Raw genomic sequence first — 17,954 nt, 5'->3', positions numbered from 1 at the left:
TCAGTGCCCGGGTGTTGCTTCTTTGGCTAGAATATCCGCCGCTTCTGTATCCCGGTAATGTGCTATCTGCACACGCAGTTCAGCCTGTAGTTGCCGCGTTAATCGTTCATATCCTTTTTGCCCGTATACATTTTTCAGTTCGGCCGGATCAGCTGTCAGATCAAACAACTCCCAGTTAACATCCGGACCATAAAAGCGGATCAGTTTATGCGTAGCGGTGCGGATACCGAAATGAGGTGCCACCCGGTGTGGCTCAGGATATTCATAATAATGATAGTATATGGTATTACGCCATGCCGTTTGTTCTCCGGGTTTGGTGAGCAGGGGCAGAAAACTTTTTCCCTGCATTTCCACCGGTGTTTTGATGCCTGCGATGTCGAGTATCGTTGGGGCAAAATCGATATTCACCACCATCTTGTCTACGGATGTACCGGGTGCAATCTGACCGGGATAGCGCATTACAAAAGGAGTACGGAGGCTTTCTTCATACATGAACCGTTTATCGAACCAGCCATGTTCACCCATATAAAAACCCTGGTCGGATGCATAGATCACCACCGTATTTTTGGCCAGTCCGGTAGCGTCAAGATATTGCAGGATGCGGCCGATATTTCTGTCGAGAGATTTTGCCGTAGCAAGATAATCTTTCAGGTATCGCTGAAATTTCCAACTCTCCAGGCGGGCGCTATCATTCTTTACTGCATCGTATTGTAATGCAATGCGATCATAGTATTTCTGAAAAGCCGCCAGCTGTTCGGGATCAAATCTGCCGAACTGGTTCCTCGCATCATAATCAGGACGCACTTTCAGGTCATTTTTTACAGACATGGTTCTCCTGATCAGCATATCCTGTTTCTGTGCTGCCGTTCTGCCCTCATAATTGTCGTGAAAAGTAGCTGGCTCCTGAAAATCAACGGCATCATACGCACCCAGGTCAGGTATATCCGGCAGCCAGGAGCGGTGTGTGGCTTTTTCGCCCACTACCAGAAAAAAAGGCCGCGCCGTATCGCGCTGGTTCAGCCAATTCAGCGAAAACTCACTGATGAGATTGGTAACATAACCTTTGTACCGGATTGTATCATTGGGCATATTGATAAAATCAGGCTGGTAATAATGTCCCTGATCAGGTAAAATGCGCCAGAAATCAAAACCCTGCGGTAAAGTCTGCAAATGCCATTTGCCGATCCAGGCAGTTTGGTATTGCTGGGCAGCTAATAATTTTTGTACCTGCTGCTGACTGCCATCAAAACTGCGTTTTACATCATTATCTTTTAAACCATTCAGATGACTGTACTTACCCGTCAGCAGTACAGCCCTGCTTGGTGCACAAAGAGAGTTGGTCACAAATACATTACGCAGGATGGCCCCTTCACTGGCAATGCGGTCTATGTTTGGCGTCTGCATCAAGCTGCTGCCATAAGCGCTGATAGTTTGATCAGCATGATCGTCTGAGAAGATCACCAGAATATTGGGCCTGGTTTGCTGGGCAGTTACCGGAAGAGATAACAACAGTAAAAAAAGATATACAGCGAGAGACAGGATCTGTTTCATATCAATGTGGTTTATATAGCATAGTGCTTGTTTTCTTCTATTGCGTTATTAGTGAAAGATTACTTCACTCATAAAAAACCAACCTGGTTTTCCTTTGGCCGGATGCCATAGCGGAAGTTTGGGAACAGGTTCTGCTTCCAGTTTAATATAGCGGGCATTAGCGGAAGGGAAGGAAAGCTGGTATAGATAAGTAGTTACCGGCTCTATTTTCGCAGGTGGCCTGGGTTGTTGGGTAGAAAGCAAGCGCCAGTGCTGCTGATCGCTGCTGCCCCATACCCGCAAAACTACCGGTGGAAAAACATGTGCTGCAGTATTGTGCAGCGAATTGATCAGCACTTCTTCCAGTTTTACAGATGCACCCAGATCACACACCACCACCGCTTTGTTTTTCTGAAAACCCAGCCATTTGGAACTGAAGTCTGACTGATCGCCCAGATCCAGGTCAGACAATATCTTTCCCCCTCCCATATTATATTTCGCATCAGCAGGTTGCAGCAAAGTGGTGTTACTAATGGGCAATCCCGCTTTCAGAAAAGAAGCTTTTACTACTTCGCTTGAGATCCAGCCTTTTTTGAAAGCTTTTACCTGCAGCGTTGTATTCTTTGTGATCCTAATCGGCGTTTTGTATACCAGACTGGTACTACTGTCCGGAGCCAGCCCATCCAGCGTATATCGCAGTTCTGCGCCTTTGATCACATGTGAGAGAACGATCTTACCGGTATCTTTAAAAAAACCTTCGGTTGTTTTAATCAATGGTTTGTTCAAGGTAACAATCGTCGTATCCGCTCCCTGGAAACCCGTTTCAATGAGCAGTTGCGGATATTTTTGTTTCACGGTAGTCAGTTCGTTGGCAGCGATCCGGCTATCCCATACATACACTTCTTTCAGATGCAGATTGGCTCCTAATGTGAGAAGTCCATCAGTATCTACTGCAGTGCCAGACAGCGATACGGCCATCAACTGTTTCATCCGCGCCAGTTGTTTCATTCCTGCATCGGTGATCTCGGTATAATTCAGGTTCAGTCTTTCGAGGTTGGGAAAACCGCTGATGAATAACAACAGTTCATCCGTTACCGGCATCTTGGCAAGGTTGAGGTGAATGATCTGTTTTTTGAGCGGCTCCAGTTCTTTCAGCCTGTCAGCTGTAAACATAGCTTTTCCAAAAAAGGATACCGATAGTGCGGGAGAGTTTTTACCGAGTGGTTTGATGACCCGGTAATTATCAGATAACTTTTGTATAGTAGCCGGATCGGCTTCCGCGAAATCATACACAGGTTCATCCGAAACTTCCTGCCGCGAATGGATATAGGCATCTGCCGCCAAACGCAGGCTATCGTTAGTATTTCTTTCCCTCAGTTTTTGTGTAAAGGGCGCTCCTGCTTTAACCCATGCCTGTAACAGCTCCATCTCTTCGGGTGTTAACTGCGGTTTGCTGGCGAGTGGCATGTGTTTTTTGTCGGAGAGCGGTAAGTGCAAACGCGAGATCAACAGACTTTTCTCCAGGTCGCCCAATACCAGCGCCTTAGCAGTTTTACCGCCTTTCATAATGGCGATACTATCTGCCAGCGATAAACCTCCTTTCTGGTTACCTGCTTGGTGACAGCTGCCACATTTTTCTTCAAGCACTGTGTAAATGAGATCTGGAAAAATAACCGCCTGTTCCGGATCAATGGTTTTTTTGGTTGAGCCAAGAATGGGACCACTGAGAAAGTTTTCGCCATGGGTGAGGTTAGCACCGAGATGACCGGTTACCAATAACAGGCAGGCAGCCACTACAGAAGTGCCTTTCGACAAAGAAGCTTTGGCAGCTATCAGTTGCGCATGAAAACTATACAGGGCCCAGGCCATCAGTGCCAAAGCAGTGCCTGACCATTTATGATACTGTAAACTCGTACCCTCCGTACCCTGTTCGATAGATAAAAAGATCCCCATGATAGCGCTGGCCAATGCAGAAAGCGCAGCAGCTAACCGAATGAGTTCCCATGTATTTTCCATCGCTGCTTCCTTCGGAATCCAGTAAGGAAACAATGAGATCAATACCAATACAATCGGAAAATGCAGTAACAGCGGATGCATGCGGCCCACCACCTGCAACCAGGCGGGAACAGACAACTGCCCGGCAAACACGAAGAGGAACAACAAAAAAACCAGTCCCGCCAGCGCTAACAGATTACCTATGCTCCTGATCCTGTTCATTTATGCCTGGGTAAATTTATAAGGATATACTTTCCCGGATGCCCATTGTGCCACGTAGATACTTCCTTCCGTATCTACACAAACATCGTGTGGATGGGTGAAGATCTTTTCGGTTTGCGATAGGGGATTGAGTTTACCATTCTCGTATACCGGTTCTGAGCCACCGAGATTAGACACCACTTTAAAATCTTTATTGAGTATGGTTACAAAACCGGAACCGGAAGTATTCAGATCAGGAGAACGTAATACCGCGGCATACAGGTAATCTCCTTTGATCACAGGGCGGCATACACAGGCACCGGGTAAATGAATTACTTCCAGCAATTTCCCATCCAGCGAAAATCTTTTGAAAGCATTGCGGCTCCGGTCTGTTACCACCAGTGTTGGTGTTGCTTTTCTGCGGTCGATGCAGATCCCATGTGCATTATCGAGAAATTGTTCTCCCTCACCTCTTCCACCAAAGTAACGGATCAACTTACCCGTGGCCGAATAATGCAGGATATACTGGGCACCATATCCATCTGCTATATAAAACTCTCCATTATCGAGTACTGCTGTTTCGGTTGGAACAAACGCTTCTTTTTTGGAATAGATGCCTGTTTCCAAAGGAGCATCTACCGTAAACAGTATTTTACCATCGATCGTGGTTTTGTATACCTGGTGGCGATTGGTATCTGTGATAAACAGAAAATCTTCCTTACCGGTTTTCTGAATAGTCAATCCATGTGCGCCGGGAAATTCTGTGCCCCAGGTACTGATCAGTTTACCGGAAGTATTGTAGATGATCACATTATTTTTTGTTTCGTTGGTGAGCAGTAAGATCCGCCCTTTACTATCCTGTACCATTTCATGACAGTCGTTCACCGGTGTTGTATCCGGATTCAGACTGCCCCATTGGGTATTTAACCGGTAACGCATGTCATTGTGCCCATACACCGTGCCCTGCCTTCCGGCAAACATATCTTTCGCGATAAAAAAACCGGCGGTACCCAATACGGCCTGTTTTACAAATTGTTTTCTGTTCATAGCTGCTTTTTAGGCAATGATATTTTTAACAACGTTTCCGTACTGATCCGTTAAACGGTATCGTCTGCCCTGGAATTTATACGTTAGTTTTTCATGATCCAATCCTAACAGGTGTAACACGGTTGCCTGAAAATCGTGCACATGTACCGGATCTTTGATAATGTTGTATCCAAACTCATCCGTTTCGCCATATACCATGCCGGGTTTTACACCTCCGCCTGCCATCCAGATACTGAAACAGCGTGGATGGTGATCGCGGCCATAGTTATCGGCCTGCATTCGGCCCTGGCAGAAATTGGTGCGCCCAAACTCGCCTCCCCAGATCACCAGTGTTTCATCGAGTAATCCTCTTTGTTTCAGGTCGGTGATCAAGGCGGCAGAAGGCTGGTCTACGTCCATGGCCTGCCCTTTCATTTCTGCGGGCAGGTTTCCGTGCTGGTCCCAGCCCTGATGATACAATTGTATAAACCGCACACCGTTCTCTGATAATTTCCTGGCCAGTAAACAATTGGCAGCATAGGTACCCGGCACCAGGCAATCGGGACCATAAAGTTTGATGATGCTTTCTGATTCTTTAGACGTATCCATGATCTCCGGCACGGCCGTTTGCATACGGTAAGCCATTTCGTACTGCTGTATCTTGGCCGCAATTTCGGGATCACCAAAGTTTTCATATTCCAGCTGGTTCATCTCATTGATCTTATCAATCATCATTCTTCTGGTCTTCCGGTCCATCCCCTCCGGATCCTGCAGATACAGGATCGGATTTTCACCACTGCTGAACTGCACACCCTGGTGTACAGAATCGAGAAAACCATTGGTCCACAATTTGGAGTATACACCCTGCCCGTTTCCTTTTCCCCTTGATAACAATACGCAGAATGCCGGTAAATTATTATTCTCTGTTCCCAATCCATAACTTACCCAGGAACCCATGCTGGGGCGATTGCCCTGCTGTGCGCCTGATTGAAAAAAAGTAAGTGCCGGATCATGGTTGATGGCTTCGGTGTGCATTGACTTAACAATACATAGATCATCCACGATCTTAGCCATGTGCGGAAACAGATCACTTACCCAGGCACCCGATTTTCCATACTGGTTGAAGTTGTAATAAGAACCCACCAGTGGGAAAGATTTCTGCGAAGAGGTCATGCCGGTTAACCGTTGCCCCTGGTGAATGGATTCGGGCAGATTCTCTCCCATCATCTGGCAGAGCAGAGGTTTGTAATCAAAGGTTTCTAATTGAGAAGGTGCCCCATTCTGAAAAAGATAGATCACCCGTTTGGCCTTGGGTGCAAAATGCGGTAATCCGCGCATGATGGCTTCTTCGGCCCCCTCGCCACCACTGAAAAATTCAGGTATCAGCAAAGAACCCAATGCGGCTGAACCCAAACCAACACTTAACCGTGACAGAAATTTTCTGCGGTTAATATTAAGGCCATGTTCGAGTATTTCTTTTTCCATAATCAGGTTTTGGTAATGGCTTCCTGCATATTATACAAAATCTGGATGGTCTGCATGGTAGCTGCCAGTTTGATCTTATGGGTGGTTCGGGGTTGATAGGCACCCGGTGTCAGTAATTTTTCTGCTTTGTTTTGATCAATGTCCTGCATTGCCTGTTTCCAGTACACTACTAACTGATCTATCTCTTTGGCAGAAGGGGTACGACAGATAATGGCACGGAATGCTTTCTCCAGCAATTGTGCGGGATCGCTATACTGCTGCAGTAATTTATCGGCCAGTGCCTTCGATGCCTCCAGCATGGTAGGATCATTCAACATTACCAGTGCCTGTAAAGGTGTATTGGTACGGTAACGGGTTACCTGGCATTCGTCGCGGTTGCTTCCATCAAATAACATCATAGATGGTGGTGGTACCGTTCGTTTGATAAAAGTATACAAACCTCTTCTATACAAAGCCTGACCCGTATCCTGTACATATTTTTTCAGCAAACCTCTCCCGGAAGTAGCCAGTTCCCACAAGCCTGGCGGCTGGTAAGGCTTTACACTGGGGCCACCGATGGTTCTGTTCAACAAACCACTACTCGTCAGCAATACATCGCGTACGATCTCGGCCGGGTAACGTACCCTTGGTGCATAGGACCAGTAAAGGTTCAATGGATCCGCTTTCAGTTTTTCTTTGGTTACCTGGCTCGATTGGCGGTAGGTAGCAGACAGCACGATCTGTTTCACCAACCGCTTCATATCCCATCCATGTTCGCGGAAATCAACTGCCAGCCAGTCCAGCAAAGCCGGATGTGTAGGCAGTTCTCCCTGCATGCCAAAATCTGCTGCTGTTTTTACAAAAGCCCTTCCAAAAAATTCTGCCCAGATCCGGTTTACAAATACACGTGCCGTTAAAGGATTTTTCTGATCAAAGAGCCATTGCGATAAACCCAGCCTGTTTTTGGGATAATTTTTATTGAACGGAAGAATAGCCGATGGTGTGGCCGCCTGTACCGAATCGGTGGGTGCATCATAACTTCCTCTTGCGAGGATAAAAGTTTTTCTTTTGGCCGTATCCCGATCGGCCATGATCGATACTTCGAGTTTGCCGGTATCCTGCTTGTTGATAAAAGCCAGTGTGGTACGCACATCTTCATTGGTGATCTGCATACGTGGGTTCTTGGCAAAAGTTTCGGGTCCACCTACCGTAGATTCCAGACCTACTTCTTTGATATTATTAAAAAAGGCAGAGAGCTGGTAATATTCTTTCTGCAGGATGGGATCATATTTGTGATCATGACATTTGGCGCATTCTACCGTCATGGCCAGCATGGAGCGGCTGAAAGTGCTGGTGCGGTCGTCTACATACATCAGGCGGTATTCCTCATCTATCACGCCACCTTCTTCGGTGATCTTATGGTTACGATTAAACCCAGTTGCCAGGATCTGTTCTTTGTTAGCATTGGGCAAGAGATCGCCTGCCAATTGCCAGGTGATGAAGGTATCATAGCGCAGGTTCCGGTTAAAAGCACTGATCACCCAATCGCGCCAGGGCCATTGCGAGCGGTAATTATCATCCTGGTATCCGTGCGAGTCTGAGTACCGGGCAATATCCAGCCAGCTGATGGCCATACGTTCTCCGTACTGCGGTTTCGCTAATAAACGATCCACCATTTTTTCATAAGCGGCCGGATCAGTATCTGATACAAATTGCCGGGTCTCTGCTTCGGTTGGCAGTATACCGGTCAGATCCATGAACACACGCTTTGCAAGCCTTTCTTTATCGGCCGGTGCATTGGGTGTAAGTCCTTTCTGCTCCATTTTCTGGAGGATGAAAAAATCGATCTCATTCACGGGCCATTGCCGGTCTGACACTTCCGGTACGGGTTGTTTTTGGGGCACTACAAATGCCCAGTGAGGTTCATACACCGCTCCCTGTTTGATCCATTTTTTCAGGATATTGATTTCCCTTTCGGTTAAGGCAGGTAAACCGCTTTTAACAGAAGGCATCTGCAGTGAAGTATCCTTAGAACTGACACGAACGATTAGTTCAGACAGATCCGGGTTACCGGGAACGATCGCATGTTTGCCCGGATGATCCTGCAAGGCTTTGTAGGCTTCTTCGGCTATATCGAGGCGCAGCCCGGCTTCTCTTTTCTGTGCGTCCGGACCGTGGCAGTTAAAACATTTATCAGATAAGATAGGACGTACATCATAATTGTAACTGATAGTGGCAGGAATACCCTCTCCACCACCACTGGCACTGGTACAGCTGTCAAAGATCGCAAAGAGCGAGAACAGGCACAGCGGTGCCGCAATCAGCAATCGTTTGGAGTGGAGCATGTAATGTACTTGTGGTTACAGAATAACATCCCGACGGGCATGTATCACTACCCGCCTGTACCTGCTAATAAATATACCTGAATTTGTTTAAAAAAACACGAATGTAATAGTTGTTAACTGGCATAGCGGAAAAGTCTTCCTTATTGTGGAATAAAGGGGTTACAACTTTCTGTTTATCCTCTATTTTACACGGGCAGGGGGAACCAGTTTGTATTTTCTGAAAGCGGCAATCAGGTGGTCAGCAAAACGACTGAAACCCAGATCGGTAAAATGCACCCCGTCTACCGTTCCTTCATGGTCGCTGCCGAGGGCATTCTTTGCAGGAACATAATAGAGATTGGGTACGGCTTTGGCACGCAGGCTGTCAAAGATTCGTTTGAGATTGCTGTTCTTCTGCTGTAATTGCTCCTGCAGTTTCAGATCGTGTACCGCCGTTTCGTAGAAGGTATTTTCTACCAGTACAATAGGTGTAGTGGGGCGTTTGTTACGGATGGTGGCCACCAATACACCTGTATTGGCTGTGATCAGCTCTTTTGTCATGTTGGGTACACAATCTATCACGTACAGCAGGGCGTCAGTATCCGCCAGCAGGGCTGCCAGGGGTTGCTCCATTCTGCCATTACCACTGAAGCCGAGATTCACACATTCGATATCCAGTTTTCTGGCAATAATGTTTGTATGTGCCATCCCGGGCCTGGAGGCACAACCTCCCTGCGTAATACTGGTTCCATAAAAGATGATTGGTTTGGCAGTAACCGGCCTGGGTTTCGAAAGGATTTTACCAGAATCAATACCGATCTGCAGCGATACCACTCCGTCGTACAAAGGAAGATATAAACGGTACTCCCGCAGTTCCCCTTTCATATTACTGATCAGCGTTGCATCTGTATCCTTACCCGAAGCCGGTCTGCCGGTATTCACATATTGCCATTGGCCCGCCTCTTTCACATACAGGTCAACACCTTTTACACCCGAAGCCGCCATGTGATTCATGGAGAAATTATTCAGTACCGTCCACCGGGCAGCGATAGTGGTTGCATTGGTGACAAAACCAACGGTGATACCAGCAGATGCTTTAGACAGGTCCCATACTTCTTTTCTTACTTTTTCTTTGTAGGCTAGTGGCAGTCTGTCGTAGGCATTTTCTTTTTCCTGCTCATTAATCCGGGTGCCGCCTATCTGAAAATATTCTTTTGAAAAATAGACGAGGTTCTTTTTATCCGTTTTAGCCGGTTGCGAATAAGCAAGCGTGCAAATGAATGGTATCCATAATAGGCAGAGGGTTCTTTTCATAGAAGGCTATTAGCAGTGAATGCAGTATCGGATTTATTTTTTGATCAAACGTATTTTCTGCAGGGAATCCAGCCGGGGATATTTTTCGAGAAAGGCTTTTTTATCTCTCATCAAAAGACCATACTGCGCAAATACCCGGTCTCCGTATCCATTGTACAGGCTATCTACAACTTCCATGCCTTTGGTTACCTTGCCCAATACGGGATAACCTTTTACACCTTGTGAGACCAGTGTATCCAAACGGGGAGAATTATTCTGCAGGTTAATGAACAGATCATTATCACGACTGTCTTTCCCGCTTCTGGCATAACTTATGGCACCCCGTTCATTGGGTTGCAGAACGGGTTCATCGGGCAGTTTTACCGTATTCCATTTTTGTAATTTCAGTGAATCGTCTCCGCCAAACTGTACCACATAGTTGGGCCGAACGCGGTAAAACAAGGTATGATCGTAAAACCTGTGTTTGATCTGTGCATATAACCTGTCTACCGCCAGGGGTGACCATTGCCTCGTAAAATCAGCCTCAAAATTACCTCGTGATGTTTCGAACAGCACACTGAAATGCTCCGGCGCTTTTTCTTTGAGCCATTTTGCACGGAACAACGGTCGCTGACAGGCAATGGCCAGGAAGAATATGCAGAATAAGAGCAGGTATCGCATATGGTTGGTTATTTGTTAACTGAAATTACACAATCGCCTTAAACCAACCGTGCCTTCGTGCCTTTGTGTGGAATTTTATCACACAAAGGCACGAAGGCACGGTTGGTATTATATTTTAGAAGCGCTTATAGCTTGATGGCCCACTCATTTACCATCTTGCGACCCAGCAGGGCATTGGCTTCTGCATCGTTTTTGAACTGCTCAGTAACAGGGTTCCACTCGAGCCTGCGATTGAGCTGGTAAGCGATATTACCAATATTACATACGGATGAAGTGCGGTGACCGATCTCTACATCGCAGATGGGCTTGCTGCGCAGGCGCATGGCACTGAGAAAATCCTTGTAATGATCCTCGCTTTTGTACACATGTTTCTCATTGGCACCAATGCCTTTGTCTTTCAGTGCCGCAGGCGAAGTTTCCAGTTTACCTCTTTGTACTTTCAATTCTCCCCTGGTTCCAAAGAAATGGATCGCATTGTTCCATTCCCATTTTTCATGTGTCATAGTTATGCCATTGGCATACCGGTAAGTGAGGAAGGGATGGTCCTTACCATCCGGTGCGATCACTTCAACGGGGCCGGTATGATCCATATCCAACGCCCACTGTACAATATCAAACATGTGTGCTCCCCAATCAGTTACCATACCTCCGCCAAATTCACGGTAGTTACGCCAGTTTGGATACACATCTTTGCTGACAGGAGGTGCCAGTTCTGCATTAAAGGCAACGGGAGCATTGGGTCCGAGCCATTTTGCCCAGTCAAGTCCATCAGGTATGGGTTCTGCCGGCAGATCATAGGGTTTTGGTGGCGGACCCACATTTACTTTTACAGATTTGATATCACCGATATAACCATTCCGGATCAGTTCTGCTGCCTGCCTGAACTCGGGCCAGGAGCGCTGCATACTGCCGGTCTGGAATACCCTGTCGTATTTGCGTGCGGCATTCACCATAGCTCTACCTTCCTTAACGGTTAAAGCCAATGGTTTTTCGCAATAAATATCTTTACCCGCCTCTGCCGCTTTTACGGCCATCACTGCATGCCAGTGATCAGGTGTAGCTATTACTACGGCATCCACATCTTTTCTTCCCAGTAATTCGCGGAAATCATTGTACACAGCTATCTCGGAATAAGTACCATACTTTGGATTTTTTTCATATTCCGCTTTGATTCTTTCGAGCGTGAGATCGGCTTTGGCTTTATACACTTCGCTGAGCGCCGTAAAACGGATCTGTTCTGTTTTCAGGAAATAACCAGAAAGGATCTTCCCCTGTTTACCGCCCCCGATCAATCCAAGATTAATTATATCGCTGGGGGCGGTATATAATACACCTGCCTGGCTTTTTCCACCCAATACATACCTGGGAACGATCATAAATCCTGCCAGCACTTTAGCCGAGTTGGTCATGAAATCACGCCGGGAGACGGAGTTGGTTTTTTCTTTTTTCATACGGGCTGTTTAATGTTATATAAATGGTTGTATTATTTCTGATCAGAAAATGAATAAGGTTTTGCTGCCTTACTGACCCCTCTTCCCAAAGCGGGTTTGCTTCCCATATTGAAACGGAGGGTACCTCCTTTCAGTATGCTGGCATGTTCAATATAATTTTTCTCAAACGATTTTCCCCGCAGGTCAGCAGATTGAATGTACACATTTTTACTGCTGTTAAGCGGTGCTTCGATCACAAAATATTTTCCATTCTCCAATTGCAGGGTGGCTTTTTTAAAGAGGGGCGAGCCAATTACGTATTGGTTGGTACCGGGTGTAACAGAATAAAAGCCGAGCGCGCTGAAAACATACCAGGCGCTGGTTTGTCCATTGTCTTCATCGCCGCAGTATCCATCGGGTGTGGCCCGGTATAAGCGGTTCATGGCATCGCGTACATGGTATTGGGCCTTCCAGGGAGCGCCGCAATAATTGTAGATATAGATCATGTGCTGGATGGGCTGGTTACCATGCGCATACTGGCCCATGTTCATGACCTGCATCTCTGTCATTTCATGTATCACACCTCCTTTATAGGCAGAGCCATCAAATACCGGTGGTTGATGATACACACTGTCGAGCATCCGCTCCATCTGTTTATCACCACCCATCAATTTCGACAACCCTGTAAAATCCTGGAACACACTCCAGCTATAGTGCCATGCATTGCCTTCTACAAACTCTCCGCCCCAACGCAGGGGATTGAATCCGGGATCGAAACTTCCATCCAGGTTCCTGCCACGCATCAGTTTGTGTTTCGGATCAAAAAGGTTTTTATAGTTCTGCAGCCGAGAAACAAATTTATCGATCACTTCCTTCGGCTTCTGCAAAGCAAGACTGATCTGATACAAACAGAAATCTGCATAGGCATACTCCAGTGTTTTGGCCGCACTTCCGCCATATTTATCTGCAGGCACATAACCGATCTCGTTGTATTCTTTCACACCTTCTCTTCCCAATGTCCTGATCGGCCCCATGTTCTCGGTATTCTTCATCAGCGCTTCGTATAATACCGTGGTATCAAAATTTTTGATGCCTTTCATAAAAGCATCTACCACTACAGAAGCCGAATTACTGCCTACCATGGTGGCACGGTGGCCCGGACTGGCCCACTCAGGCAGCCAGCCACTTTCTTTGTACGTGTTGGCCAATCCCTGTATCATTTGGCTCTCCATTTCGGGATAGAGTAATGTGAGAAAAGGAAACAGGGAACGGAACGTATCCCAGAAGCCGGTATCGGTAAATAAATAGCCTTCAGCAATTTTTCCTTCGCCATAAGGACTGTAATGGATCATTTTGTTGTTGACATCAAACTCATAAAACTTTCTGGGAAATTGTAAGATGCGGTACAAACAGGAGTAAAAAGTCTGGATCTGCTCCTGTGTACCGCCTTCTACTTTGATCTTGCTCAACTCCTTGTTCCAGGCAGCTTTGGCCTGATCGCGGATCTGCGTAAAGGATCGTTTGCCTATTTCGCGCTGCAAATTCAAGTCAGCCTGTTCAAAGGAAATAAAAGAAGAAGCTACTCGCAGCCGGACCTGTTCGCCCTTAGTTGTTTTGAAACCCACAGCTGCCTGTGCATGCAAAGTTTTTATTTCGTTCTGAGAAATATGAATCACACTATCGTCTATCGTACAGGTAAGCGTAAAAGGTTTGTCGAACTGAATAACAAAATAGTTCTTAAAATTAGCCGGTACCCCTCCGCGGTTACGGGTGGTATAACCGATGATCTTGTTTTCTTCGGGAATGATCTTGATATAGGAGCCCCTGTCAAATGCATCGATCACAACAAAGGAACTGTCTGACGCAGGAAAGGTAAATTGCAAGATGGCCGCCCGTTCGGTGGGGGTGATCTCTGCCAGCACATCATGATCGGCCAGGTACACACTGTAGTAATATGGATTCGCTGTTTCGGCTTTGTGAGAGAACCAACTGGCTCTTTTTTCTTCGTTCACCTGTAGTTTGCCCGTTATGGGCATGATGGAGAACTGGCCGTAATCGCCCATCCAGGGCGAGGGTTGATGGGTTTGTTTGAATCCGCGGATCTTATCAGCCGTATACGTGTATTGCCAACCATACCCATTGGTGCCGGTCTGTGGTGTCCAGCAGTTCATTCCCCAGGGAAGGGTAATGGCAGGATAAGTGTTACCGTTTGAAAAACTGTATTTGGAATCGGTGCCCATCAGCGGGTTCACCCATTCTTCCGGACGAAAAGAAGATTGGGCAGCTGCAGAAAAGCAGATACACAGACAGCAAAACCAGCTAATTGTTTTCATCATCTTCTTCTATTGTATCGTAACCTGGTGTTGGCCCGCCCCCATTAATGGGAAACGGTAATACCCTTTATCATTATTGAGTGATATTCTTTTCCCATCCAGTGTCACTGTTTTACTACCGGTTCTGACAGGAAGCGATACTTCTGCCTTTGTTCCACCGGGAAGCCGGATCTGGTAGAGATCCGCTGCAGTAGTTCTTTCAAAAGCAACCAACACCTCTCCCTTGATAGTAGGTGTTCTTAGTTTGGCAAACTGCAGTGAACCCATTTGTGGTTTGATGCGGATGGTATCTGCGCCCGGTGTAAGCGGTTCTACCCCCATCAGCTTACGCACAATAATATTCGCCGGCGCCGCCCCCCAGGCATGGTTCCAGTCGAGATTGGGTTTGTATAATTTGTCCCATGCTTCAAGACTAACCGTTGATCCGAGGCGGATCATGTGGTACCAGCTTCTTTCTGTGGTAGACGAGAGTAAGGACAAAGCATAGTCCTGTTCCCCGGCCTCATACAACGCATCCAGCAAAAACTGTGAGCCATACACACTGCAGGCCATCTTGCGCGACTTGATGAATTTGACCACCGCAGGAAGATCCTGTTCCTGTATCAATCCAAAAGCCAATGCAAACATATTGGCGTGCAAAGAAGTATGTGATGTGGTATCGCCATCTTTGATCAGTCCGGTTACCGGGTTGCGGAACACCTGCTGAAAAGAGCGGTAATGTTCTTTGGCTTTGGAGAGATAATCAGCTGCCTCGTTCGTTTTTCCAAGCGCTGCTGATATCTTATGCATTAATACAAGTGTTCGGTAGTAAAACGCGTTCACCACCGCATTGTAATCTGTGAATACAAAACCATCCGTTTCGCCGCCATGTTCTTTTTCAGTACCAATATAACTGCCGCGCTGGGGCCAGTCTACGATGTCTTTCAATCCACGTTTACCATCGAATATTTTGGTGATATGGATGGAGCGTAGAAAATCATCTTCCTGGAATTTAGCGGTGGTGCTGATCAATCCGTTCGGTGCTGCCAATGGCATCAGTATTTTTTTCTGCAGTTCCGGATAATACCGGCAGATAAACTGGTCATCGCCGGTATACAGGTAATCGTTCCATGCCAGCAGGATATTCTGCAGACTCCACTCCGTGGGCCAGGTAGGATGAAATAACAGGTAGGCCATGGTACGCCTGGCGATGCTGTATTCGGCATCTACTGCATAATGTGATAACTGGTTGATCACTGCATCGGCTTCATAGGGAAGCCTCTCCCGGTCGCCATCTACATAATAACCTGTAAAACTGGTGGCTTTCATGGAATATTTGCAGAGTTCCCATACCTGGTTCAAAACGGTATCGCTGGAAACAAAATCAGCTGCGGTATCATCAAAAGGATAAAACACAGCCTTACGTGTCAGGTCGCCCCTTTGTATGGTGCCCGACAAATTTGTAACAGTAAGATAGCGGAAGGGGAATACCTCACCGATATAGTCCGGCATCTGAATGGGGTTACGCGCATTCCGTTTGGCATCTGTCGGCCAAACCAGTGTATAGTCATGTGTTCCTTTCTTTACAAAAAGCCCTTGTTTGCGGTAACGGATATTACCCCCATTCGAAAGCAGGTTGCCGGGCGACTGCAACGCTTCTGCTACTGCTATCCAGATAGAATCTTCCTTGTTGCTGGTAATACGTAACTGCACCTGGGCAAAAGCCGCTTTACCGAAATCATAGAAATAACTGCCATCTGCTTTTGGATAGTGCTGGATGGGTTGCTGTATCTCTGCCGTTAATGGATAGTAGGAAAAAGATTCTGTCGTGTCTGCAGCTTGATATACAAAAGAACTTATAGGTGAAAAAGTGGATGCCCGTTTTTTCAGATCCCATACCTGCACTCTCCAGTAATAAACCGCTCCCGACGAAAGTGTTTTACCGCTGTACCGGGCTTTTGCAGCAGTGCCATTGATCCTATGTGAATCCCATAAATCTGGTTTACCTGTTTCAAGTTGTTGCAGCGAAGAAGCCACGTGTATGCGGTAAGCCGTGGAGGATAATGCAGCAGGTAATTCCCAATATAACATCGGTGCTGCACTGCGTACCAACGGAAACCGGAAGCCGTTTTCTTTTTGGGCTGCAGCCAGTGAAGTATTTACCGGCAATCCATTTTTCCAGACTTTACCGGCATGCAACAGTCCATCTGCCCGCAAACGATAGGGTTGCAAAGATGACTGACCAAACACGGAACTGGCTGTTAGCAGGGAGATAAAAAGGGCCAGTAAGCTTTCGCTTACCGACCCAAAACCAAACTGCCTGCGAACTTTTTTTTTACCCTGCATACCAGTGGTTATTTAATCTCTCTGATCTTGATATTTCTGAAGTACACAGAATTATTATGATCCTGTAACAGGATTGGTGTCTGATCCATTTTGGCAAAGTCTTTGTTCTTTGCGTATTTACTATGCGCCAGCAGTACTTTGTAAATATTGCTGTCTTTCTCGTACTCTACCACTTTAAAACCATTCAGCCAGTGTTGTATCAGTTTGTTTGGATACACAACAATTTTGGCCTGGTTCCACTCGCCTATTTTTTTCTGAAAACGGGGATCTACTTTGTTGGAAGGGATCAGATCATACAAACTACCCATGGTACGGTTACCTTCGGTTCCCATTTTGGCATCGGGGTGTTTGGCGTCATCCAGGATCTGGTATTCCAGTCCCAAACCGGCATTTTGATAGGTTTCTGCCACAAAATACTTAACCCCCGAATTGGCGCCTTCTGTTAATTTGAAATCGAAGTTCAGTTCAAATGCCTTGTATTGATTTACAGAGATGAGGTCTCCGTATTTGGTACCATCGTTCTCACTAGGCAAAATATGCAATACACCCTCTTCCACTATCCATCCTTTTTCAGGTGCGGTTTGTTTGCCTACCGACCTCCAGCCACTGAGGTCCCTGCCGTTGAACAGTAAACTGAATCCCTGTGCCAGCTCCTGCGGCGTCAGTGTATTCTGCATATAATTCGCTACCGGTGTTGAGAGATCCAATGGTTTGGGTTTCATAGCTGCGCCTGTTTGGATGCGTATATTTTTCCACTGAATACTTTCGCCCCCTTCTCCTTTTACCGCATGCACCTGCAGGGCAATAAATCCTTTCAGCGTAAGATCATCCACCATATAGGCTACCGGCACATCATTCACCCAGGTTCTGAATACCGGCCCAATAGCTTCTATGCGATAATGGTTCCAGTCGCCTTTCTTAAATGCTTTTTTAGCAGCCGGATTCATTTCTGTCTGGTACATCCAGCCTCGGCGCGCTTCATCGTAAATACCGCCAGACCATGCCCTGTCTGAAGGATCGATCTCTACCTGGTAACCATGTACCCGACCATTATTGTATTCGGGTTTTGACAAACTCCGGATCTGTATGCCTGAGTTCATATTACCCACTTTCAAATCCACTTCCAGGATAAAATCACCATATTCCTCATCAGAAGCGAGAAAAGAATTGGGTTCTCCTTTTACGGTAGAGCCAATAATGGTTCCATTCACCACTTCATATTTGGCTTTGCCATTCAGCTGGTGCCAGCCCTTCAGTGTTTTTCCGTCGAACAGGTTTTTCCATCCGCTGTTTTGTGCCCAGGCACCTGTAGCAACCAGTAAAAAGAGGAAGAGTACGCTTTGCTTTTTCAT

At 46.6% G+C, this 17,954-nt stretch carries 11 protein-coding genes; all 11 read right to left on the bottom strand.

The features are described 5' to 3' along the window. Entirely contained in the window at positions 1 to 1,551 is a 1,551-nt protein-coding gene (locus AC1RNB_RS01275) for a sulfatase family protein (protein WP_493080017.1), read from the bottom strand. Between the two features lie 48 nt (positions 1,552 to 1,599). After that, a complete protein-coding gene (locus tag AC1RNB_RS01270; protein WP_493080016.1) occupies positions 1,600 to 3,747 on the bottom strand; it encodes a chitobiase/beta-hexosaminidase C-terminal domain-containing protein in 2,148 nt (715 codons plus the stop codon). Next, complete coding sequence (locus tag AC1RNB_RS01265; protein ID WP_493080015.1) at positions 3,748 to 4,773, bottom strand: NHL repeat-containing protein; 1,026 nt, start codon at positions 4,771 to 4,773, stop codon at positions 3,748 to 3,750. It abuts the gene before it with no gap. Between the two features lie 9 nt (positions 4,774 to 4,782). Further along, positions 4,783 to 6,237 carry a DUF1501 domain-containing protein gene (locus AC1RNB_RS01260; protein WP_493080013.1) on the bottom strand — a complete coding sequence of 485 codons (1,455 nt, stop codon included), beginning with the start codon at positions 6,235 to 6,237 and terminating at the stop codon, positions 4,783 to 4,785. Between the two features lie 2 nt (positions 6,238 to 6,239). Next, positions 6,240 to 8,561 carry a PSD1 and planctomycete cytochrome C domain-containing protein gene (locus AC1RNB_RS01255; protein ID WP_493080011.1) on the bottom strand — a complete coding sequence of 774 codons (2,322 nt, stop codon included), beginning with the start codon at positions 8,559 to 8,561 and terminating at the stop codon, positions 6,240 to 6,242. 180 nt (positions 8,562 to 8,741) lie between these two features. Next, complete coding sequence (locus AC1RNB_RS01250; protein ID WP_493080010.1) at positions 8,742 to 9,854, bottom strand: SGNH/GDSL hydrolase family protein; 1,113 nt, start codon at positions 9,852 to 9,854, stop codon at positions 8,742 to 8,744. Between the two features lie 33 nt (positions 9,855 to 9,887). Then, complete coding sequence (locus AC1RNB_RS01245; RefSeq protein ID WP_493080009.1) at positions 9,888 to 10,514, bottom strand: peptidylprolyl isomerase; 627 nt, start codon at positions 10,512 to 10,514, stop codon at positions 9,888 to 9,890. Positions 10,515 to 10,639: 125 nt separating this feature from the next. Next, on the bottom strand, positions 10,640 to 11,965 hold the full coding sequence (locus AC1RNB_RS01240; protein ID WP_493080008.1) for a Gfo/Idh/MocA family protein: 1,326 nt from the start codon (positions 11,963 to 11,965) through the stop codon (positions 10,640 to 10,642). A gap of 32 nt (positions 11,966 to 11,997) precedes the next feature. Further along, positions 11,998 to 14,280, bottom strand: a complete 2,283-nt coding sequence (locus AC1RNB_RS01235; RefSeq protein WP_493080006.1) for a GH92 family glycosyl hydrolase — start codon at positions 14,278 to 14,280, stop codon at positions 11,998 to 12,000. Between the two features lie 6 nt (positions 14,281 to 14,286). After that, on the bottom strand, positions 14,287 to 16,602 hold the full coding sequence (locus tag AC1RNB_RS01230; protein ID WP_493080004.1) for an alpha-L-rhamnosidase-related protein: 2,316 nt from the start codon (positions 16,600 to 16,602) through the stop codon (positions 14,287 to 14,289). 8 nt (positions 16,603 to 16,610) lie between these two features. Beyond that, complete coding sequence (locus AC1RNB_RS01225) at positions 16,611 to 17,954, bottom strand: 3-keto-disaccharide hydrolase (protein ID WP_493080003.1); 1,344 nt, start codon at positions 17,952 to 17,954, stop codon at positions 16,611 to 16,613.

It is taken from the genome of Sediminibacterium sp. GW821-FHT12F12 (assembly GCF_058806635.1).
The sequence above is the reverse complement of the archived record's forward strand: the minus strand, read 5'-3'. Positions and strand labels throughout refer to the sequence as shown.